Consider the following 20,759-nt stretch of genomic DNA (forward strand, 5'->3'; position numbering starts at 1 on the left):
GATATGAAAAATACAAGGCAAGGTAAAAAATCAATAATAGGGGGAAATATATGTTCAGTAAAATAAACAGTTTCAGCACCCGCGGCATCGATGGCTACCGGATCACGGTGGAGGTTGATGTGAGCAACGGATTGCCGAGTTTTGTCATGGTGGGCTACCTGGCGGAGGAGGTGCGGGAGGCGCAGGAGCGCGTTCGGACCGCACTTCGGAATGCGGGGTTTTGCCTGCCGCCGAAGCGGATCACGGTCAATTTATCGCCAGCCGGGGTGCGGAAAGAGGGAACGGGGTGTGATCTGGCGATCGCGGCAGGAATTTTGAGGTGCTTGTGGGAACAGGGTGAAAAGGCAAAAATAAGAAAGACGGATGAACCTGCCCGGAAATGGATGGGGTGGAAGATGAGGAGAACAATTCTGCACCGAATTGGGACCAATGGGCGTTTATCGGTGAACTGGGTTTGGACGGCAGCATCAAGCCGTTGACCGGTGTTCTCTCGATGGTCTATGAGGCGCGCCGCTGCGGAATGAAACGGGTTTTTCTATCCGAAGAGAATGTACAGGAGGGACGGGCTGTGGATGGGATCGAGATCGTCGGAGTCCGGGATGTGAAAGCGCTGACGGCTTGCCTGCAGCATCCGGAACAGATTCACGGACAATGGTTCACACCAGATCTGTTTCAGGCGGGACAGGAAGAATTTGACGTCGATTTTGATGAGATCGTCGGACTTCCGCTGGTGCGGCAGGCAACCGAGGCGGCAGCAGCGGGGCGTCACAACATTCTCTATATCGGACCGGCTGGAACGGGAAAAACGATGGCAGCTCGGCGTATTCCGACAATTTTGCCGCCGCTTACGCTGGAGGAAAGCATTGAAGTTTCGAAGATATACAGTATCTGCGGTTTCCTGAAGCCAGACACACCGCTGATTTTGCAGCGTCCGTTCCGCAGCCCGCATCACAGCACGACCGCCCAGGCGATGGCAGGCGGAGGACGAAATCCGAAGCCGGGGAGATCTCACTCGCCAGTTATGGAATCCTCTTTTTAGATGAGTTAACGGAGTTTCAGCCGAAAATTTTGGATCTGCTGCGTCAGCCGATGGAGGAAGGAAGCATCACGGTTTCCCGTCTCAACCAGACGGTTGTATTTCCGGCAAAAACGATGATTGCGGCGGCGATGAATCCCTGCAAATGCGGTTTTTTCCCAGATTTGGGAAAATGCCGTTGTACTCCAACCCAGATCCGCCGGTATCTGAACCGCGTTTCGGGACCATTTTTAGATCGGATCGATATTGGGGTGGAAGTACCGCGGCAGGATTTGGGTATGATGGCTTCAGAGAAGAGTATAGATGAGGGGAGTTTTCCACAGACGGAGCAGAGGAATTCCTCCGCTGTCATGCGTGCCCGCGTCATGGAGGCGCGCGCTCGACAGGAAAAGAGGTTTGCAGACGAATCTATCTCCTACAACAGCCAGATGACACGCCGCCAGATCGAAAAGTATTGCCGTCTATCCGGGGAAGATGTGGTATTTCTGGAAAAGGTCGAACGGCAGCAGGGAATCAGTGCCAGGGGACACGGAAAGATTTTAAAAGTAGCGCGCACACTTGCCGATCTGGATGGACAGGCGGAGATCGGGCGGACGCAGTTAGCGGAGGCGATAGGATTCCGGAGTTTTGAAAAAAAATATTGGGGGAGTCTCTGAAAAGAAGCATGTCTAAAAGATTGAAAGAATAAAAAGTTTAACAAGGGTTGTAATTGTTATATCAGATGTGAGATGACTCCCACCTCTTCAGGTGGCGAGAAGCAAATTAGTATCAGTGGTGGGAGCCAATCCCCCATCTGATATAGCCTCCGGCAGGATTGCTTAAGATGCGCAAAAGAAGTATGTCATGCTTTGCATGACGCGCATCTCGCAGCAAGAATGCGAGGCATTCTTGAAGGTAAAAGGCAGTCGATCTGACATATATAGGGGGAAAGATATGGAAATAGGAAAAGAAGATAGCAATGTACAGAATGCTCAGCTTTCTATGCAGGAACTATATGGAAAAATACAGGAACAGCCGCATAAAAAAGTGCTTCTGACAGAAAATATGCAGTATTCCGACCGTGAGCGCATCCATGCCTACTGGTTATCGAGAGTGGATGGAATCGGCGCGGTGACGGCGGCTAAATTATATGAATCGTGCGGCAGTTTTGAGGGAATCTATGAGCGGGTTTTATATAATAGGAAGAAACTGGATCCGTTTATATGTTCCTTTCTCGGAAAGGCTATGAAAAAGGGGCTGGAGGAAGCGGTTTTGCTCTTCAAACAGCGCGTGGAAGAATACGATAGGCTGGAGGAACAGGGGGTACGTTTCATTCTGTGCGGTGAGGCGGCATATCCGAAGCGCCTGATGCATATCTATGATAAACCGATGTGGCTGTTTGTGCGTGGAATGCTTCCAGAAGATGCGAAACCATCCGCGGCAGTCATCGGGGCGCGCAGCTGTACGCCGTATGGACGACAGGAGGCAGAGTATTTCGGCCGGATTCTGGCAGAAAACGGCGTGCAGGTAGTGAGCGGCATGGCGCTGGGGATCGATCAGGCGGGGCATAAGGGCGCGATGGATGGCGGCGGACTGACGTATGCCGTGATGGGCTGTGGGATTGACACCTGTTATCCGCCATCCGGCATCCGACTGCATGCGCGCATCCGTGAACAAGGCGGCATATTGTCAGAATATGGACCGGGTGTACCGCCGACGGCATCCCATTTTCCAATCCGGAACCGGATCATCAGCGGACTTTCCGATCTGGTGCTGGTCGTGGAAGCACGAAAAAGAAGCGGCTCCCTGATTACGGCGGATCTGGCGCTGGAGCAGGGAAAAGAGGTATTTGCGCTGCCGGGACGGCGCATCGATCCGCTCAGTGAGGGCTGCAACCGGCTGATTGCACAGGGAGCGGGGATCGTGACGAAACCGGAGGATGTGTTGGATTTCTTCCATATAAAATGTAAAAATTCTTGTAAAAAAACAATAAAATCAGTAAATGCACTTGCCAAGTCGGAAAAAATGGTGTATAGTTGCCTAGATTCACAACCGAAACATCTGGAAGCGGTCATGAAAAGCTGTGGGGTGACAGCAGGGGAATGCATGACTGCGCTTTTAAATCTGGAAATGCAGGGATTGATCCTGCAGCCAATGAATCAATATTACGTTAGGAAGATTGTATAGAGGTCTGTTATGGCAAAAAATCTGGTTATTGTAGAGTCTCCGGCGAAAGTCAAGACAATTAAAAAATTTTTGGGTTCCAACTATGAGGTGGACGCCTCCGGCGGTCATGTGCGCGACCTCCCTAAGAGCACGCTGGGAGTGGACGTAGAGCATGGATATGAGCCGAAGTATATCACCATCCGGGGAAAGGGCGATGTGTTGGCGCGTCTTCGTAAAGAGGTTAAAAAAGCGGATAAGATTTATCTCGCAACTGACCCGGACCGCGAGGGAGAGGCGATCTCCTGGCACCTGATGAAAGCATTAAAGCTGGATGAACAGAAAGATAAAAAGGTTTACCGTATCAGTTTCAATGAGATTACAAAAAACGCCGTCAAGGCATCTTTAAAAGAGCCGCGTGCCATCGATGAAAATCTGGTGGATGCACAGCAGGCAAGACGTATGCTTGACCGTATGGTGGGTTACCTCATCAGCCCGCTTCTCTGGGCGAAGGTCAAGAGAGGACTCAGCGCCGGTCGTGTGCAGTCGGTCGCGCTGCGTATGATCTGCGACCGTGAGGAAGAGATCAATGCGTTTATACCGGAAGAATACTGGACGCTGGATGCACAGCTCCACGTACATGGCTCCAGAAAGAAGCTGACCGCCCATTATTACGGCGATAAGGACGGCAGGAAGGCAATTCACAGCAAAGAGGAAGTGGAGGCGCTTATGAAGCGTCTGGAGGGCTGTGAGTACGAAGTGCGCGATGTGAAGCTGGGCGAACGCGTGAAGAAGGCGCCGATCCCGTTTACGACCAGTACGCTGCAGCAGGAGGCATCCAAGACGCTGAATTTCTCAACGCAGAAGACGATGCGCCTTGCCCAGCAGCTCTATGAGGGCGTGGATATCAAGGGACGCGGCACAATCGGTCTGATCACCTACCTGCGTACCGATTCCACCCGCATCGCGGCAGAGGCAGATGCGGCGGCGAGAAGCTATATCGGCGACCAGTTTGGGGCAAGTTACGTGTCCGAGGCGCCGGCGGCGGCAAAATCAGACGCCAAGATCCAGGACGCACACGAGGCGATCCGTCCGACCGACATTACACTGACGCCGGTACAGGTAAAAGAACAGCTTTCCAGAGACCAGTTCCGTCTGTACCAGCTTATCTGGAAGCGCTTCACGGCGAGCCGGATGCGCCCGGCGGTTTACGAGACAACCTCCGTCAAGGTAGCAGCCGGAGAGGAGCTTTTCACCCTGTCGGCGTCCAAAATCAAATTTGACGGCTTCATGTCCGTCTATTCACAGGACGAGGATAAGGAGACCGACGGCGTTCTGAACGAGTCGCTGGAAGCAGGCATGAAGCTGGATTTAAACCAGTTAGAACCGGCACAGCATTTTACACAACCACCGGCACATTATACAGAGGCGTCGCTCGTCAAGGCGCTGGAAGAGCAGGGCATCGGACGGCCAAGTACCTATGCACCGACCATCACGACAATCATCGCGCGCCGCTATGTAGCGAAGGAAAATAAGAACCTCTATGTGACGGAGCTTGGCGAGGTAGTCAACCGGATGATGAAGAAGGCGTTCCCATCCATCGTCGATTTGCAGTTTACGGCAAATATGGAGTACCTGCTCGACAGCATCGGGGACGGCACGATCGGCTGGAAGACCGTTATCGAAAACTTTTATCCGGATCTTGACAAGGCGGTTAAAGAAGCGGAGAAGACGCTTGAGAGCGTCAAGATTGCTGACGAGGTGACGGATGTGATCTGTGACCAGTGCGGGCGCAACATGGTAATTAAGTATGGTCCGCACGGCAAATTCCTTGCCTGCCCGGGATTCCCAGACTGTAAAAACACGAAGCCGTACCTGGAAAAGATCGGCGTGAAGTGCCCGAAATGCAGTGGTGAGATTGTCATCCGTAAATCGAAAAAGGGCAGAAGATATTACGGCTGCGAAAATAACCCGGACTGCGATTTTATGACCTGGCAGAAACCGTCAAAAGAAATGTGTCCGAAATGTGGACATATTATGCTCGAAAAGGGAAATAAGCTTCTTTGTTCTAACGAAGCCTGCGGTTTTGTAAAAAACTCATAAAAACTCTTGAAATAGATATTAATTATTAAAAAAAATGAAAAATACAGAAAAACTCTTGCTATTATACGAAAATCGTGTTACAATTCTTACAGGTTAGGATCGAATTCTAATTTACGATAAAGGCAAAGGAGGTAACTGGTAAAATGAGCGTTCAATTACTGGACAAAACTAGAAAAATTAATAAGTTATTGCACAACAACCATTCTCATAAGGTTGTGTTCAATGACATTTGTGAAGTCCTCAGTGACATACTGGAATCCAATATTCTCGTAATCAGCAAGAAAGGTAAAGTACTCGGAGTTGCGATTCATGAGGGTGTGGATGAGATCGAAGAGTTGATCAAGGATCAGGTCGGCGGTTTTGTTGACCGTATGTTGAATGAACGCCTTTTAAGCGTTTTGTCAACGAAGGAAAATGTCAACCTTGCCACATTGGGATTCGCCGAGGAGAACGTGAAGAAGTATCAGGCGATCATCACGCCTATTGATATATCCGGTGAGAGACTGGGTACTCTGTTCATCTACAAATCAGATGCACAGTACGACATCGACGATATCATCCTGAGTGAGTACGGAACCACTGTTGTCGGACTTGAGATGATGCGTTCTGTCAACGAGGAGAATGCAGAGGAGACAAGAAAGATCCAGATCGTTAAATCAGCGATCAGCACCTTGTCCTTCTCCGAACTGGAAGCAATTACCCACATCTTCGATGAGCTGGAAGGCAACGAGGGCATTCTGGTAGCCAGCAAGATTGCAGACAGAGTCGGCATTACCCGTTCCGTTATCGTCAATGCACTCCGCAAGTTTGAGAGTGCAGGCGTTATTGAGTCCCGTTCGTCCGGTATGAAGGGAACCTACATTAAGGTTCTGAACGATGTTGTATTTGACGAGTTGAAAGCGTTAAAAGCGCAGAACAACCGTCCGTCATCCAATGTATAAAAACATATAAGACATTTTAAACAAAAACAAAAGTTTTGACAAAACGTGAAAAAGTGTGAGGGATAAAAAAGGACTCGGTGAGAGCCCTTTTTATGTAATAGGAAATTCCTTGGAATTCCCTATTACATAAAAAGGCACTAACGTGCCAATGATGCGCACTCGCGCGAAGCAGAAACATGTCGCAAGCGACCGCGCTCGGCGCGAGAATGTGCCAAGGCACATTCTTTTTCATTTGCGCAATATTTATTCTAATGCATCCTTAATCTCCCCATCCGGCACATCCATCGGATAGTTTCCGGTGAAACATGCCGTACAGAGCGGCAGTCCGCCTGCCATCTCCTCAAGATCTTCAATCGGCATATATCCAAGCGAATCCGCACCGATCTCCCGGCAGATTTCTTCGACGGAATGGCTGCTGGCGATGAGCTGTTTATTGGAGGGGACATCGGTGCCGAAATAGCAGGGGAAGAGGAATGGCGGGGAGCTGACGCGCACATGAACCTCCTTCGCCCCGGCTTTTTTGAGCATGCGGATCAGGTTTTTCATCGTCGTACCGCGCACGATGGAGTCATCGACGAGGACAATGCGTTTTCCCCTGACAGCCGGTTCCAGAATATTAAGCTTGATACGGACGCTATTTTCGCGTTCTTCCTGGGTCGGTTTGATGAATGTTCTGCCGACATAGCTATTTTTATGGAAAATAATCTCATATGGAATGCCGGATGCCTTCGCATATCCCATCGCGGCGGTCAGGCCGGAATCCGGTACACCGGCGACGAGGTCGGCATCGGCAGGGAAGGAATGTGCGAGAGCCGCGCCGCCGCGCAGCCTTGCCTCATAGACGCTCACATCATCGATGTGGCTGTCGAGGCGGGCAAAATAGATGTATTCGAAAACGCAGTGCGCCCGTTTTTCCTGCTGCAGGCTTTTATCAGAAAAAACGCCGTCGCGGGTGATGGTCACGATCTCACCCGGTTCGATATCACGGATAAATTCGCCGCCGACCGAGGTGATGGCACAGCTTTCCGATGCCATGATCCAGACATTTCCCTTTTTGCCGAGGCAGAGAGGACGCAGACCAAATGGGTCACGAACACCGATCAGCTTGCGCGGGCTGGAGATAATCAGGCATAAGCGCCACGTGTTTTTGCCGCGGTCCGTTTGATTGCCTCTTCAGCGGTCGGGGCAGCCAGACGTTCTCTGGCGATGTGGAACGCGATTACCTCTGAATCCATCGTCGTCTGGAAGATTGCGCCGGTTTCTTCAAGCTGGCGGCGCATCTCAAACGCATTTACCAGGTTTCCGTTGTGCGCCAGACAGAGTGTTCCCTTAAAATACTTAAGTACCAGTGGCTGTGTGTTTTCGATGGTAGAAGAACCAGTTGTGGAGTAGCGGACATGACCAACTCCCAGATTGCCGCCGAGGCGTTTTAACGTCTCCTCATGAAATACCTCATTGACAAGTCCCAGCCCTTTGTAGCAGTTGACAACGCCCTTTGGACCGTTCGTGTCACAGACTGCGATGCCGCATGACTCCTGACCGCGGTGCTGGAGTGCGCTGAGTCCGTAGTACATATCTCTGGCAACATCGCCGCCCTCCAGGTCAAACATTCCAAATACGCCGCATTCCTCACGAAGCCCGGTTTCGTATGTGAGTGACTCCCTCATGATATAAACCTCCTTTGTATTCAAGATACCTGAATGATAAGAAAATAACAGGGATAAGAACCCAAAATTGACTGCAAAATATCAGTATAAAAGACAATATACCAATATTTTGCAGCCAAATCATAACACATTTTTCTCGATTTTTCAATCAAGTCATAATATTGACATGTCAGATTATACGGAGAACAGCAGTTCATCGTAAGTCGGATACGGCAGGAAGGAATCCGGAATCAGGGCTTCTGCGGTATCAACGCTGCTTCTCAAGTCATCCATCTTGGCAAGAATCGTATAGTGGAAATATGTAACCTTCTCGATATTATCTTCCATGGATTCTGCCGCTTTTTCAGCCTCTGCCAGTGCTTCGGTTTTCTCGGAAATCTCGGTGTAGAGACCGGACAGCTTCTCAAGCAGTTTGCTCTCGGCGCTGATCGGTGCGTCCGGCAGGATTGCCTTTGTCTTTGCGGCGGTTTCAGCCAGCTCCTTGCAGTAGGAGAGGACGGACGGCAGGAAGGTCTTCTTCATCATCGAAAGCATCGTCTTTGCCTCGATGTTGATGGTCTTGATGTAGTTCTCTTCCTTGATTTCGTAGCGGGAGAAGAGTTCCTCCTTGGTGTAGATGCCGTGTTTCAGGAACAGTTCTACGTTTTTCTCAGCAATCAGGCGCGGAAATGCCTCTGCGCAGCTCGGTAGGTCGAAGAGTCCGCGTTTGTGAGCTTCCTCTACCCATTCGCTGGTGTAACCGTTGCCGTTGAATACGATGTGGCGGTGATCACGCAGCACTTCCTTTAAGAGCAGATGGATTTCTGCCTCCAGAGCCTTGCCTGAAAGACCTTCCAGACGGTCTGCAAATTCGCCTAAAACTTCAGCTACGGCTGTATTGATGACAATGTTCGGTTCCGATACAGAGAGAGCGGAACCTGGCATACGGAACTCGAATTTATTGCCGGTAAAGGCAAACGGAGAAGTACGGTTGCGATCGGTTGTATCTTTGATAAAGTGCGGCAGAACCTTTGCGCCCGGCTTCATGGTCTGGACTTCTTTTGCCTCAGACTCGAGATCTTTTTCCACAATATCGAGAACTGCTTCCAGATCATCTCCGATAAACATAGACACGATAGCTGGCGGTGCCTCGTTGCCGCCCAGACGGTGGTCATTTCCAGCAGTTGCAACTGATACGCGGAGCAGATCGCCGTAGACATCGACTGCCTTGATCGTTGCGAACAGGAAGAGAAGGAACTGTAAGTTCTTTGCCGGATCGCGATCTGGATCAAGAAGGTTTTCGCCGGTGTTGGTCGATAAAGACCAGTTGTTGTGTTTACCGCTTCCGTTGATGCCCTCAAATGGTTTCTCATGGAGCAGGCACACAAGGCCATGTTTCTCTGCCACACGTTTCATGATTTCCATAGTGAGCTGGTTGTTGTCAACTGCCACATTGGTAGTCGTGTAGATGGTGGCAAGTTCATGCTGCGCTGGAGCTACCTCGTTGTGTTTGGTTTTTGCCGGAATACCGAGCTTCCAGAGCTCTTCATCCAGTTCTTTCATGAAAGCGGAAACTCTCGGACGGAGAGCGCCGAAATAGTGGTCATCCATTTCCTGACCTTTCGGAGCTGGTGCGCCAAACAGAGTTCTTCCGCAGAACTTCAAATCGCTTCTCTTATTAAACAGTTCTTTATCAACCAGGAAATACTCCTGTTCCGGACCAACGGTGGAGACAACGCGGGTCACATCTTCATTTCCGAAGAGTTTCAGGACACGCAGCGCCTCGCGGTTGATGGTTTCCATCGAACGCAGAAGAGGGGTTTTGGTATCAAGTGCCTCGCCGCTGTAGGAACAGAATGCGGTCGGGATGCAGAGTGTATCGTCTTTAATAAATGCCGGGGAGGTTGGATCCCAGGCTGTATAACCTCTTGCCTCAAAGGTGGCACGAAGTCCGCCGGATGGGAAACTGGATGCATCCGGTTCGCCCTTTACCAGCTCTTTGCCGGAGAAATCCATGATAACTTCGCCATTGCCAACCGGGTTGATGAAACTGTCGTGCTTCTCAGCAGTGATGCCGGTCATCGGCTGGAACCAGTGTGTGAAGTGAGTTGCACCATTTTCAACGGCCCATTCCTTCATTGCAACTGCGACTGCATTTGCAATGTCGAGATCCAGATGGCTGCCATTTTCAATCGTTTTGCGGAGTGCCTTATAAACATCTCGCGGCAATTTGCTTTTCATGACTTTGTCGTTGAATACAAGACTTCCATACAGTTCAGGGATGTTTTTTTTCATAACTCATGTCTCCTTTCAGGTTTTATGTCTGCGATTTTGTGATGATTAAATCTACGTAAGATGAATGTGCTCTGACACATTTTACATAAAGAAAAGGGCACCTCGATCATCTCGAAGCGCCCTTGCTTTTATGTGTAGTAGTATACACGAAAAATTCTGAATGTCAATACAATTTGCACACGAATTTTGAAAAAATGTTTCAAGGGAGAATATTGTACAAGATTTCTTCTATTCAAGTCGAACATCCGTGAGACTTGGCGCGTGATACTGGTCAGCGAAGCTGACATATTCCATACAGAATTACTGCGTGAAAAAAAATTAAAAAACCTCTTTACAAACTCAGAAAAATAGTTTATAGTTTGAACATAAAAAATTGAATCCAACGGGGTGGGCAAGGATGCCATGATAATCATGGTATTCGTGCCCACTTTTTTAAAAGGCAAAGATGGAGACTCTGTTTCGAAGAATCCGACAGAAAGACGCGGCCACCGGCTGAGAGCCGTGTCAGGAGGGAGCGGGACAATAGGGAACACTCCGGAGCCGGATGACTGAGAGCGACACTGGACACCCCGCCAGCCGCCGCAGGTAGGTCATCACGTGACTGCGCGTTAAGCAGCGAAAGAGTAAAAAGAAAAACAATCGTTTCTTTTTAAATGCGGGTGGTACCGCGGGAATATCCCGTCCCGGAATGATGTGAGTGAACGTCATTCCGGGACTTTTTTTGTAATAGGAAATTCCTTGGAATCCCTTATTACACAAAAAGGCACTAACGTGCCAATGATGCGCACTCGCGCGAAGATGTAGTTTGTCGCAAGCGACCGCGCTCGGCGCGAGAATGTGCCAAGGCACATTCTTTTTCATTATTCCCGTCCCGGACATATCAAAAAGCAGAGAAAGAGAGGAAACAGCGATGGAATTTATGACAGGTAAAAAGGAAAAAGAAGTGCTGGATCTGGCAGCCGTGTTTGCAGACGGTATGGAAGGACGGGAAGTAAAGGTAAACGGCGCGATCATGAGTGTCCGCAACATGGGAGATATCGCATTTGTGATTCTCCGGAAACGTGACGGCGTGCTGCAGACTGTCTATGAAAAAGGTGTGACCGACGCGGATTTTGCTGAATTAAGAGAAGAAACATTCGTAGAAGTTTCCGGTGTCCTCCGAAAAGAAGAGCGGGCGCCGAGAGGCATGGAACTTCGTTTAAAGAGTGTTCGGATCCTCTCGAAACCGGAAGAACCGATGCCGATTGCCGTATCAAAATGGAAAATGAGCGCATCCCTGGAAGCCAAACTGGATATGCGTTCTCTGACACTCCGCAACCTGCGGGAGCGCGCACGTTTCAGAATTCAGGAAGGAATCGCACGGGCATTCCGGGAGTACCTGCATGGAGAAGGATTTACGGAAATTCATTCCCCGAAGATCGGAGCAAAAGGAGCCGAGGGCGGAGCAAACGTCTTTAAACTCGATTATTTTCACCGCCCGGCGGTGTTAGCGCAGAGTCCGCAGTTTTACAAACAGATGATGGTCGGCGTGTTTGACCGTGTGATGGAGGTTGGTCCGGTGTTCCGTGCGGAGAAGCATAACACGAAACGTCATTTAAACGAATATACCGGACTGGATTTTGAGATGGGATATATCGATGATTTTACCGATATCATGGCGATGGAAACCGGATTTCTTCAGCATATGGTGGAAATTTTAAAGAAGGAATATTCCACGGAGCTGGAAATCCTTAAAGTCAAACTTCCGGAAGTAGAGAAGATTCCGGCAGTGACCTTTACCGAGGCGAAACGCCTTGCCTCCGAAAAATATGGAACCCAGATCAAAAACCCATACGATCTGGAGCCGGAGGAAGAACACCTGATTGGACGCTACTTTAAAGAAGAGTACGGTGCCGATTTCGTGTTTGTCACCCATTATCCATCCAAGAAGCGTCCATTCTACGCGATGGATGACCCGACAGACCCGAAAGTAACACTCAGCTTTGACCTTTTATTCCGTGGACTGGAAGTCACAACCGGCGGACAGCGTATCCACAGCTACACCGAGTTGATGGAGAAGATTGAAAAACGCGGTATGGATACCGAGGGAATGGAACAGTATTTAAGCACCTTCAAACACGGTATGCCGCCTCACGGCGGACTCGGTATCGGTCTGGAACGTATGACGATGCAGCTGCTTGAAGAGGAGAATGTCCGTGAGGTTTCGCTCTTCCCGAGAGATATGAGCCGTCTGGTACCGTAACGTGACAGGACGCAATTTCCTATGAAACAAAGAGCTTGTCCATAACACATATTATAATAGGAAGGAACAGAACTTATGGCAGTGAAAATAGACGATGAAATGATTGATTATGTTGGTATTTTAGCAAAGCTTTCCCTTTCCCCGGAGGAAAAAGAGGCAGCGAAAAGCGACATGAGCCGGATGCTTGAGTATATCGATATGCTGAATCAGCTTGATACTTCGGAGGTAGAACCGATGTCGCATGTATTTGACATTCACAATGTGTTCCGCGAAGATGTCGTGGAAAATGGAGATGAATCAGATGCGATGCTTTCGAATGCACCGGAGCAGAAAGAAAAACAGTACAAGGTGCCTAGGACAGTGGAGTAAAAAGAATTAGAGATACAGGCAGCAATATGGAGGAAATCAGGATGGGAATTTCAGAATTAACAGCGCTGGAGCTGGGAAAAGAAATTAAAGAAAAACGAATCTCCGTCCGGGAGGCGGTACAGGCATCTCTGGAACGGATTCATAAATATGAAGATACAGTTCATGCTTATGTAACGCTGACCGAGGAGGCAGCACTGGCACAGGCGGATGAGATCCAGAAACAGATTGACGATGGCATCCTGACCGGACCGCTGGCGGGCGTTCCGATGGCGATCAAGGATAATATTTGTACAGAGGGAATTGAGACAACGTGCAGTTCCAAAATTTTAAGGGGATTTGTACCTCCGTACTCAGCGGAGGCAGCGCTGAACCTCAAAAAAGCCGGTGCGATCCTGCTTGGCAAGACAAATATGGATGAATTTGCGATGGGAAGTACGACCGAGACATCCTGGTTTGGACCGACGAAAAACCCGTGGAATACAGAGCATGTACCGGGCGGATCTTCCGGTGGCTCGTGTGCGGCTGTCGCAGCGGGAGAGACCTTTTTTGCTCTTGGTTCAGATACGGGCGGTTCCATCCGCCAGCCAAGTTCCTTCTGCGGCGTGACCGGCATCAAACCGACCTATGGAACGGTTTCAAGGTATGGTCTGATCGCCTATGGTTCCTCGCTGGATCAGATTGGACCGATTGCGAAAGATACCGCAGACTGCGCGGCAATTCTGGAGACGATCGCTTCCTATGATAAAAAGGACAGTACCTCTGTCAAGCGGGAGGCGTATAATTTTACCGCTGCTCTGACTGGAGAGGTAAAAGGGATGAAGATTGGAATTCCGTCCGATTATCTGGGCGAAGGACTCGATGAAGATGTAAAAAAAGCTGTTCTGGCGGCAGCTGAGGCGTTAAAAGAACGCGGGGCAGAAGTGGAGTTTTTTGATTTAGGCATGGTTGAGTATGCGATCCCAGCATATTACGTCATTGCATCGGCGGAGGCAAGCTCCAACCTGTCCCGGTTTGACGGTGTGAAGTACGGTTACCGCACACCGGAATATGAAGATTTACATGAAATGTATAAAAAGAGCCGTTCCGAGGGCTTTGGACCAGAGGTAAAACGCCGTATCATGCTCGGTTCGTTCGTTTTGAGTTCCGGCTACTACGATGCATATTATCTGAAAGCACTCCGCACAAAAGCATTGATTAAACAGGCATTTGACAAGGCGTTTGAGAAATACGATGTCATTCTGGGACCGGCAGCGCCGTCCACGGCACCGCTGCTGGGCGACAGCCTTTCCGATCCGATGAAGATGTATCTGGGCGATATTTATACTGTTTCGGTCAACCTGGCAGGTCTTCCGGGCATTTCAGTTCCGTGCGGGCTGGATTCGAAGGGACTTCCGATCGGGCTTCAGATGATTGCAGACTGCTTTCAGGAAAAGAAGCTGTTTGGCGCGGCATCTGCATACGAAAAGGCGAGAGGTGCATGGAAGCTTCCGGTTATGACAGACAAGGAGGGCAGATAAGATGAAGAAAGAATATGAGACAGTCATCGGCTTGGAGGTACACGTAGAGCTGGCGACGAAAACCAAGATTTTCTGCGGCTGCTCCACCGAATTTGGAGCAAAACCAAATACTCATACCTGCCCGGTTTGTACCGGTATGCCGGGTTCTCTGCCGGTTTTAAATAAGAAGGTTGTTGAATACGCGATGTCTGTCGGTCTGGCGGCAAACTGCGGTATCAACCAGTTCTGTAAATTTGACCGGAAAAACTATTTTTACCCGGATAACCCGCAGAACTACCAGATTTCCCAGCTGTATCTCCCGATCTGCCACGACGGCTATATCCCGATCGACACGCCTGCCGGTGAAAAGAAAATTCGTATTCATGAAATTCATATGGAGGAAGATGCCGGAAAGCTGATTCACGACGAGTGGGAAGACTGCTCGCTGGTTGATTACAACCGAAGCGGCGTGCCGCTGATCGAGATCGTTTCCGAGCCGGATATGCGGAGTGCTGATGAGGTTATTGCCTACCTCGAACGCCTGCGCCTGCTGGTACAGTATCTGGCGCATCCGATTGCAAGTTGCAGGAAGGTTCGATGCGTGCCGATGTCAACTTATCGGTTCGTGAGGTGGGAAGTGAGACATTTGGTACGAGAACCGAGATGAAGAACTTGAACTCTTTCAAGGCGATTGCCCGTGCGATCGACGGCGAGCGCGCCCGCCAGATTGAGCTGCTGGAAGAGGGCAGGAAGGTCATCCAGGAGACGAGACGCTGGGATGACAACAAGGAATACTCCTATGCGATGCGTTCCAAAGAGGATGCGAAAGATTACCGTTATTTCCCGGATCCGGATCTTCCGCCGGTCTGCATCAGCGATGAGTGGCTGGAATCTGTCCGCGCCGCCCTGCCGGAATTGCAGCCGGAAAAAATGGCACGTTACCAGAGTGAATATGGTCTGTCTGAATATGACAGCCGCATTCTGACTGAGTCTAAGAAGATGGCGGATATGTTTGAAAAGACCACCACCCTCTGCCAGAAACCGAAGAAGGTGGCAAACTGGCTGATCGGCGAGGCAAGCCGCCTGCTCAAGGAAAAAGGAGAGGACGCTGAAAGCCTGTGGTTCTCCCCGATGCATCTGGCACAGCTCATCGATCTGGTCGATGCCGGAACGATCAATAACAACACGGCAAAAGAAGTATTTACAGCTGTTTTCGAGCAAGATGTCGATCCGTCCGCCTATGTCGATGCACACGGACTTGGCATGGTCAATGACGACAGTGCCCTGGAACAGGCAGTTTCCGATGTGCTCGCCGCAAACCCGAAGACGGTGGAAGAGTACAAGAGTGGAAAGACAAAGGTACTTGGATTTCTGGTTGGTCAGGTGATGAAAGCGATGAAGGGCAAGGCAAATCCGGGTAAAGTGAATGAAATGATGACGGAGAAGCTGAACGCGTAAAAACGCCTTTTTATAAATGAAAATTATAATTAGCTTTTAAAGAAAACTAAAAAGAAACTGTCTACAGATGCTGGCTTTCTGGATGATTCGTGATTTGTAATCGGAATTACCAGAAATACCATCTGTAACAGTTTCTTTTTTATAATCGTGTTATAAATGATGCGATGTGATTACTCTACAATATCCAGCTCCTTGCTGAAGGAGTTCAGAATCTCGCATCCATCCTCAGTAATCAGCACCAGATCCTCGATTCTCACGCCAACTTCGCCTTCTACATAAATACCTGGTTCGATGGAGAAGATATTGCCAACCTCAGCGACCTTGGTGTTCGCAGAAGAAACATCGCCGTACTCATGTACTTCCAGACCGATGAAATGTCCCAGCCGATGGGTAAAGTTCGGACCATATCCGGCATCCTCGATGATCTGGCGGGCAGCTTTATCGACTTCGCAGAGCGGAACGCCCGGTTTCAGAATTGCTTCTGCGGCAGCATTTGCACGGCGGACGGTCTCATAAATAGCGCGGTGCTTCTCAGACAGTACTTTTTTATAGAAGAAAGTACGTGTCATATCGGCACAATAGCCATCCTTCCTGCATCCAACATCAAACAGGACGGTGTCGCCCTCTTTCAGAACAGTATTGTCCGGACCGTGGTGTCCAAGCGCGCAGTTTGCACCGAAGCCAACCAGTGGTTCAAAGGAATATCCGTCTGCACCGAGACTCTTATAAATATCTAACATCTTGGAAGCGATCTCTTCCTCAGTCACGCCCTCATGGATCAGACCTCGGAACTGTGCCATCGCCTTATCATTGATTGCGGAAACCGCACGCATTTTTTCACGTTCTTCGTCATCCTTGCACGCACGGACCTCATCGATGCAGATGGAGCTGACCTTGTAGGAGGAAGCGCCCGAATGATCGATGACCGGAATCAGGAAACGGGCAGCAAATGTTTTATCAATACCGAGCGGTTTGCCTGCCTCAACACAGTCGCACAGAGGAGTCAGGTAATCGTCTGTATCCGAGAAGCGGAATTTCTCTACGCCCAGATCTTCCGGAACGGTAAAGAGGTTATTGATAAAGATCTTATTCTTGCCGGACTGGTTAATGTAAAGCGCCAGCAGACGTTCACCCGGATCAATAAAACGACCCGTCAGATAATAGATCGCATAAGGATCGGAAATAATCATCTGCTCGAGTCCCTCTGTTTCCATTTTCTTTAAAACTTTCTCAAGTCGCTGTGTGTTCATCATGATGTCCTCCTTATAAGTAAAGTGGCTGTAACTGTGAAGATGCCAGACAGTTTACGCCGTAAATTATCTACCCTTATTATAAAACGCGCCGGGAAAAAGTCAACGATTAAAAGAACGCTTGAAAAGCGCATGGAAAGGGGGTAGAATAGTATCAACTGACCAGCCTTCGAAAAATGAAAGGACTTTTATTTTTAAGATACGAAAGGATGAAAAACATGGCGAAATCCTATGAAATGGATATGTGCAATGGTCCGATTCTCGGAAAGGTACTTACATACTCCATTCCGCTGATGCTTTCCGGTGTGCTTCAGCTTCTTTTCAATGCGGCAGATGTGATCGTGGTGGGGCGTTTTGCAGGCAGCCAGTCTCTGGCTGCAGTCGGCTCGACCAGTTCCCTTATTAATCTTCTCATTAACGTCTTTATCGGTCTGTCGATCGGTGCGAACGTCCTGGTGGCACGCTATTATGGCGCGAAGAATGACCGCGACATGAGCGAGACAATCCATACGGCGATCACGGTCAGCCTGATAAGCGGGCTGTTTCTGGTCTTTTTGGGTTTGTTTACCTCACGTTTCTGGCTGGAACTGATGGGGACGCCGGACGATGTCATCGATAAATCGACGATCTACATGCGGATTTATTTTGCCGGTATGCCGGCAACGATGGTGTACAATTTCGGAAGTGCAATCCTGCGCGCGATCGGCGATACGAAACGTCCGCTGTATTTCCTGACCGTGGCAGGTGTTATCAATGCGGCACTGAACGTATTCTTTGTTACCCAGCTCCAGATGGATGTAGCAGGTGTCGCGCTGGCAACCGTGATTTCCCAGTGTATTTCCGCATTTCTGGTTATCCGCTGCCTGATGCGTTCAGATGGCGCGATGAAACTGTCGCTTTCCAAGCTGGGAGTCAACCGGAGAAAACTTCTTCTTATTATAAAGGTAGGGCTTCCGGCTGGTATTCAGGGAGCGATTTTTGCTATCTCCAACGTACTGATTCAGTCGTCTGTCAATTCCTTCGGTTCGATCGCGATGGCAGGCAACACGGCATCGCAGAATATCGAGGGATTTGTGTATACCTCGATGAATGCGCTGTACCAGACCAATTTAAGCTTTACGAGCCAGAATATCGGAGCGGAGAAATACACGCGGATCAAAAAGATCCTTGCCACCTGCCAGGGCGTCGTTGTGACAGTAGGACTGGTGCTTGGATTTGCAGCATACCTCGGCGGTCCGTGGCTGTTGCAGATATATTCAGAAGACGCCGACGTTATTTCCTATGGACTGCTCCGGATGTCGATCATCTGTACGACGTATTTCCTGTGCGGCGTGATGGATACGATGGTCGGAAGCATCCGCGGACTTGGGTATTCGATCCTGCCGACGCTAGTCTCTCTGACCGGCGCCTGCGGACTGCGAGTGATTTGGATCTTTACCATATTTGCAGCGCAGCGGTCGCTGGCGATCCTGTATCTGTCGTACCCAATCTCCTGGGCGGTCACTGCGACGGCACATATGATCTGCTTCTGGCGGGCGGCGAAGAAGATGCCGAAGGAAGATGGCCATCCGGTGCGGGGATAGAATTTGAAAAACATAAACAGAACGTCATTAAAAAATAATTCGATTGATAATCTGATTGGTGTAAAGAAAAAATACTTGACACCAATTAGATTATCGTGTATGATAACACAGGTGATGAGGAATGGAAAAAATTGTTGAACAGGGTCTTTTGTATGATTTCTACGGAGAACTCCTGACAAAGCATCAGCAAAGTGTATATGAGGATGTGGTATTTAACGATCTATCCCTCAGTGAGATTGCAGATGAACAGGGCATTACCCGTCAGGGTGTGCATGATCTGATCCGGCGTTGTGACCGTACACTTCTTGGTTATGAGGAAAAGCTTGGGCTGATTGCCAAGTTCCAGAAAACCAAGGAAAAAGTAACTGAGATTCATCGGTTGACGGAAGAATTCAGCCGGACTCGGAATCAGGCGCTGATTGAGGCAATCGGGCGAATCTCAAACGAGATATTGGATTTATAATGCGGGAGGTTTTTGATGGCATTTGAAAGCTTGGCAGACAAACTGCAGAATGTGTTTAAAAACCTGACAGGCAAGGGACGACTCAGCGAGAGCGACGTAAAAGCCGGGCTCAAAGAAGTCAAGATGGCCCTTCTGGAAGCGGATGTAAGCTTCAAGGTAGTAAAACAGTTTATCAGTTCTGTACAGGAACGGGCGATTGGAACAGACGTTTTAAATGGCCTGAATCCTGGACAGATGGTAATAAAGATTGTCAACGACGAGCTGGTCAAGCTGATGGGCTCCGAGATGACAGAGATTGCGTTAAAACCGGGCAATGAGATTACCGTCATCATGATGGCAGGTCTCCAGGGTGCTGGTAAGACGACCACGACGGCAAAGATTGCCGGAAAGCTCAAGGCAAAGGGAAGAAATCCATTGCTGGTAGCATGTGATGTCTACCGACCGGCGGCAATCGAACAGCTGCAGAAAAATGGTGAAAAACAGGGTGTTCCCGTATTTGCGATGGGAACGAACCACAAACCGGTCAATATCGCAAAGGCAGCGCTTGAGCACGCAGCGAAAAATGGCAACAATGTGGTTATCATCGATACAGCCGGTCGTCTCCACATCGATGAAGCGATGATGGATGAGCTGGTTGAGATTAAAGAGAATGTGGATGTTTATCAGACACTTCTCGTTGTAGATGCCATGACTGGTCAGGATGCAGTCAATGTAGCGAGCATGTTTAACGACAAAATCGGCATTGACGGTGTGGTTCTGACAAAGATGGATGGCGATACGCGAGGCGGTGCGGCCCTTTCTATCAAGGCGGTAACCGGAAAACCGATTCTCTATGTCGGTATGGGCGAGAAACTTTCCGATTTGGAACAGTTTTACCCGGACCGTATGGCTTCCCGGATCTTGGGCATGGGCGATGTCCTTTCCATCATCGACAAAGCATCTGCTGTGATCGACGAGGAGAAGGCAAAAGAACTCGGTCGCAAGATTAAGAAGGCAGAATTTGATTACAATGACTTCCTCGATCAGATGAACCAGATCAAGAAAATGGGCGGTATGGCGAGCATCATGAGCATGATGCCGGGTATGGGACAGCTTAAAGGTCTGGATTTAGATGAAAATGAGAAGACGATGGGACGCGTGGAGGCGATCATCCTTTCGATGACAGCCGAAGAGCGGCGCAACCCGGATCTGATGAATCCGTCCCGCAAGAAACGAATCGCACAGGGCGCAGGCGTGGACATCGCAGAAGTCAACCGCCTGGTAAAACAGTTCGGAGATATGAAAAAGCTGATGAAACAGCTTCCGGGTATGGCAGGCGGCGGAAAACGCAAGGGTCTTGGCGGACTCGGCGGTATGCTTGGAAAGATGAAGCTGCCGTTTTAAACAAGTGTTAGTAGATGCAGTGTGCATTAGCTATATTTTATAATTTAAGGAAATAAGGAAAATTTCAGGAGGTAATTTAAAATGGTAAAGATGAGATTAAGAAGAATGGGTCAGAAGAAAGCTCCTTTCTATAGAATCGTTGTTGCAGATTCCAGATCCCCGAGAGATGGCAGATTCATCGAGGAGATCGGTATCTACGATCCGAACACAGAGCCGAGCACTCTGAAATTCGATGAGGAAGCTGCTAAGAAATGGTTAGCAACAGGCGCTCAGCCGACAGAGACTGTTGGTAAACTCTTAAAGATCGCTGGTATCCAGTAAATCAAGCATACTGACCTGTGAGGTGCAAAGG

General features: G+C 49.3%; 13 protein-coding genes and 3 pseudogenes. 13 read left to right on the top strand and 3 right to left on the bottom strand.

The window, feature by feature from the left end:
• Window positions 1-50 precede the first annotated feature (50 nt).
• The 5 genes and pseudogenes from DWX91_RS17775 to codY all read left to right on the top strand — a co-directional run bounded on the left by DWX91_RS17775 (window position 51) and on the right by codY (window position 6,222).
• A complete protein-coding gene (locus DWX91_RS17775) occupies window positions 51-479 on the top strand; it encodes a magnesium chelatase domain-containing protein (protein ID WP_182435045.1) in 429 nt (142 codons plus the stop codon).
• Window positions 476-1,689: pseudogene (locus DWX91_RS17780) on the top strand (ATP-binding protein); the annotation flags it as partial. The gene DWX91_RS17775 and the pseudogene DWX91_RS17780, both read left to right, overlap by 4 nt.
• Before the next feature lie 280 nt (window positions 1,690-1,969).
• Window positions 1,970-3,202 carry a DNA-processing protein DprA gene (dprA, locus tag DWX91_RS01615; RefSeq protein WP_243017794.1) on the top strand — a complete coding sequence of 411 codons (1,233 nt, stop codon included), beginning with the start codon at window positions 1,970-1,972 and terminating at the stop codon, window positions 3,200-3,202.
• Between the two features lie 9 nt (window positions 3,203-3,211).
• Entirely contained in the window at window positions 3,212-5,281 is a 2,070-nt protein-coding gene (topA, locus tag DWX91_RS01620; RefSeq protein WP_118472375.1) for a type I DNA topoisomerase, read from the top strand.
• Window positions 5,282-5,424: 143 nt separating this feature from the next.
• The gene (gene codY, locus DWX91_RS01625; protein ID WP_022360247.1) at window positions 5,425-6,222 is read left to right on the top strand and encodes a GTP-sensing pleiotropic transcriptional regulator CodY; all 798 of its coding nucleotides are present in this window, start codon (window positions 5,425-5,427) and stop codon (window positions 6,220-6,222) included.
• Window positions 6,223-6,465: 243 nt separating this feature from the next.
• Here the strand turns inward: codY and purF are convergent.
• Both purF and DWX91_RS01635 read right to left on the bottom strand, forming a co-directional pair.
• Window positions 6,466-7,889, bottom strand: a pseudogene (gene purF, locus DWX91_RS01630) (amidophosphoribosyltransferase).
• 174 nt (window positions 7,890-8,063) lie between these two features.
• The gene (locus DWX91_RS01635) at window positions 8,064-10,163 is read right to left on the bottom strand and encodes a glutamine synthetase III (RefSeq protein ID WP_118472374.1); all 2,100 of its coding nucleotides are present in this window, start codon (window positions 10,161-10,163) and stop codon (window positions 8,064-8,066) included.
• Between the two features lie 910 nt (window positions 10,164-11,073).
• On the opposite strand from DWX91_RS01635, the gene aspS reads away from it, so the two are divergent.
• From aspS to gatB, 4 genes and pseudogenes are all read left to right on the top strand, one after another.
• The gene (gene aspS, locus DWX91_RS01640; RefSeq protein ID WP_022360244.1) at window positions 11,074-12,405 is read left to right on the top strand and encodes an aspartate--tRNA(Asn) ligase; all 1,332 of its coding nucleotides are present in this window, start codon (window positions 11,074-11,076) and stop codon (window positions 12,403-12,405) included.
• Window positions 12,406-12,480: 75 nt separating this feature from the next.
• A complete protein-coding gene (gene gatC, locus DWX91_RS01645; protein ID WP_106999925.1) occupies window positions 12,481-12,774 on the top strand; it encodes an Asp-tRNA(Asn)/Glu-tRNA(Gln) amidotransferase subunit GatC in 294 nt (97 codons plus the stop codon).
• Between the two features lie 41 nt (window positions 12,775-12,815).
• Complete coding sequence (gene gatA, locus DWX91_RS01650; RefSeq protein WP_118293516.1) at window positions 12,816-14,291, top strand: Asp-tRNA(Asn)/Glu-tRNA(Gln) amidotransferase subunit GatA; 1,476 nt, start codon at window positions 12,816-12,818, stop codon at window positions 14,289-14,291.
• Window position 14,292: 1 nt separating this feature from the next.
• Window positions 14,293-15,728: pseudogene (gene gatB / locus DWX91_RS01655) on the top strand (Asp-tRNA(Asn)/Glu-tRNA(Gln) amidotransferase subunit GatB).
• A 170-nt stretch (window positions 15,729-15,898) separates the two neighbouring features.
• Here the strand turns inward: gatB and DWX91_RS01660 are convergent.
• Window positions 15,899-16,978 (bottom strand): M24 family metallopeptidase, encoded by a 1,080-nt coding sequence (locus DWX91_RS01660; RefSeq protein ID WP_118472372.1) that lies wholly within the window; start codon window positions 16,976-16,978, stop codon window positions 15,899-15,901.
• A gap of 218 nt (window positions 16,979-17,196) precedes the next feature.
• Here DWX91_RS01660 and DWX91_RS01665 point away from each other — a divergent pair, with 218 nt between their 5' ends.
• The 4 genes from DWX91_RS01665 to rpsP all read left to right on the top strand — a co-directional run bounded on the left by DWX91_RS01665 (window position 17,197) and on the right by rpsP (window position 20,728).
• Window positions 17,197-18,561 carry an MATE family efflux transporter gene (locus tag DWX91_RS01665; RefSeq protein WP_118472410.1) on the top strand — a complete coding sequence of 455 codons (1,365 nt, stop codon included), beginning with the start codon at window positions 17,197-17,199 and terminating at the stop codon, window positions 18,559-18,561.
• Window positions 18,562-18,682: 121 nt separating this feature from the next.
• Window positions 18,683-19,024, top strand: a complete 342-nt coding sequence (gene ylxM, locus DWX91_RS01670) for a YlxM family DNA-binding protein (RefSeq protein ID WP_118472371.1) — start codon at window positions 18,683-18,685, stop codon at window positions 19,022-19,024.
• Between the two features lie 15 nt (window positions 19,025-19,039).
• Window positions 19,040-20,407 carry a signal recognition particle protein gene (gene ffh / locus DWX91_RS01675; RefSeq protein WP_118472370.1) on the top strand — a complete coding sequence of 456 codons (1,368 nt, stop codon included), beginning with the start codon at window positions 19,040-19,042 and terminating at the stop codon, window positions 20,405-20,407.
• Window positions 20,408-20,488: 81 nt separating this feature from the next.
• On the top strand, window positions 20,489-20,728 hold the full coding sequence (gene rpsP / locus DWX91_RS01680) for a 30S ribosomal protein S16 (RefSeq protein ID WP_106999919.1): 240 nt from the start codon (window positions 20,489-20,491) through the stop codon (window positions 20,726-20,728).
• Window positions 20,729-20,759: the final 31 nt, after the last annotated feature.

Source organism: Clostridium sp. AF22-10, assembly GCF_003478725.1.
Classification (GTDB): Bacteria; Bacillota; Clostridia; order Lachnospirales; family Lachnospiraceae; genus Otoolea; species Otoolea fessa.

Coding starts and splice junctions, on each gene's coding strand:
- DWX91_RS17775 (WP_182435045.1), top strand. CDS start 51: ATGTTCAGTAAAATAAACAGTTTCAGCACCCGCGGCATCGATGGCTAC.
- dprA (WP_243017794.1), top strand. CDS start 1,970: ATGGAAATAGGAAAAGAAGATAGCAATGTACAGAATGCTCAGCTTTCT.
- topA (WP_118472375.1), top strand. CDS start 3,212: ATGGCAAAAAATCTGGTTATTGTAGAGTCTCCGGCGAAAGTCAAGACA.
- codY (WP_022360247.1), top strand. CDS start 5,425: ATGAGCGTTCAATTACTGGACAAAACTAGAAAAATTAATAAGTTATTG.
- DWX91_RS01635 (WP_118472374.1), bottom strand. CDS start 10,163: ATGAAAAAAAACATCCCTGAACTGTATGGAAGTCTTGTATTCAACGAC.
- aspS (WP_022360244.1), top strand. CDS start 11,074: ATGGAATTTATGACAGGTAAAAAGGAAAAAGAAGTGCTGGATCTGGCA.
- gatC (WP_106999925.1), top strand. CDS start 12,481: ATGGCAGTGAAAATAGACGATGAAATGATTGATTATGTTGGTATTTTA.
- gatA (WP_118293516.1), top strand. CDS start 12,816: ATGGGAATTTCAGAATTAACAGCGCTGGAGCTGGGAAAAGAAATTAAA.
- DWX91_RS01660 (WP_118472372.1), bottom strand. CDS start 16,978: ATGAACACACAGCGACTTGAGAAAGTTTTAAAGAAAATGGAAACAGAG.
- DWX91_RS01665 (WP_118472410.1), top strand. CDS start 17,197: ATGGCGAAATCCTATGAAATGGATATGTGCAATGGTCCGATTCTCGGA.
- ylxM (WP_118472371.1), top strand. CDS start 18,683: ATGGAAAAAATTGTTGAACAGGGTCTTTTGTATGATTTCTACGGAGAA.
- ffh (WP_118472370.1), top strand. CDS start 19,040: ATGGCATTTGAAAGCTTGGCAGACAAACTGCAGAATGTGTTTAAAAAC.
- rpsP (WP_106999919.1), top strand. CDS start 20,489: ATGGTAAAGATGAGATTAAGAAGAATGGGTCAGAAGAAAGCTCCTTTC.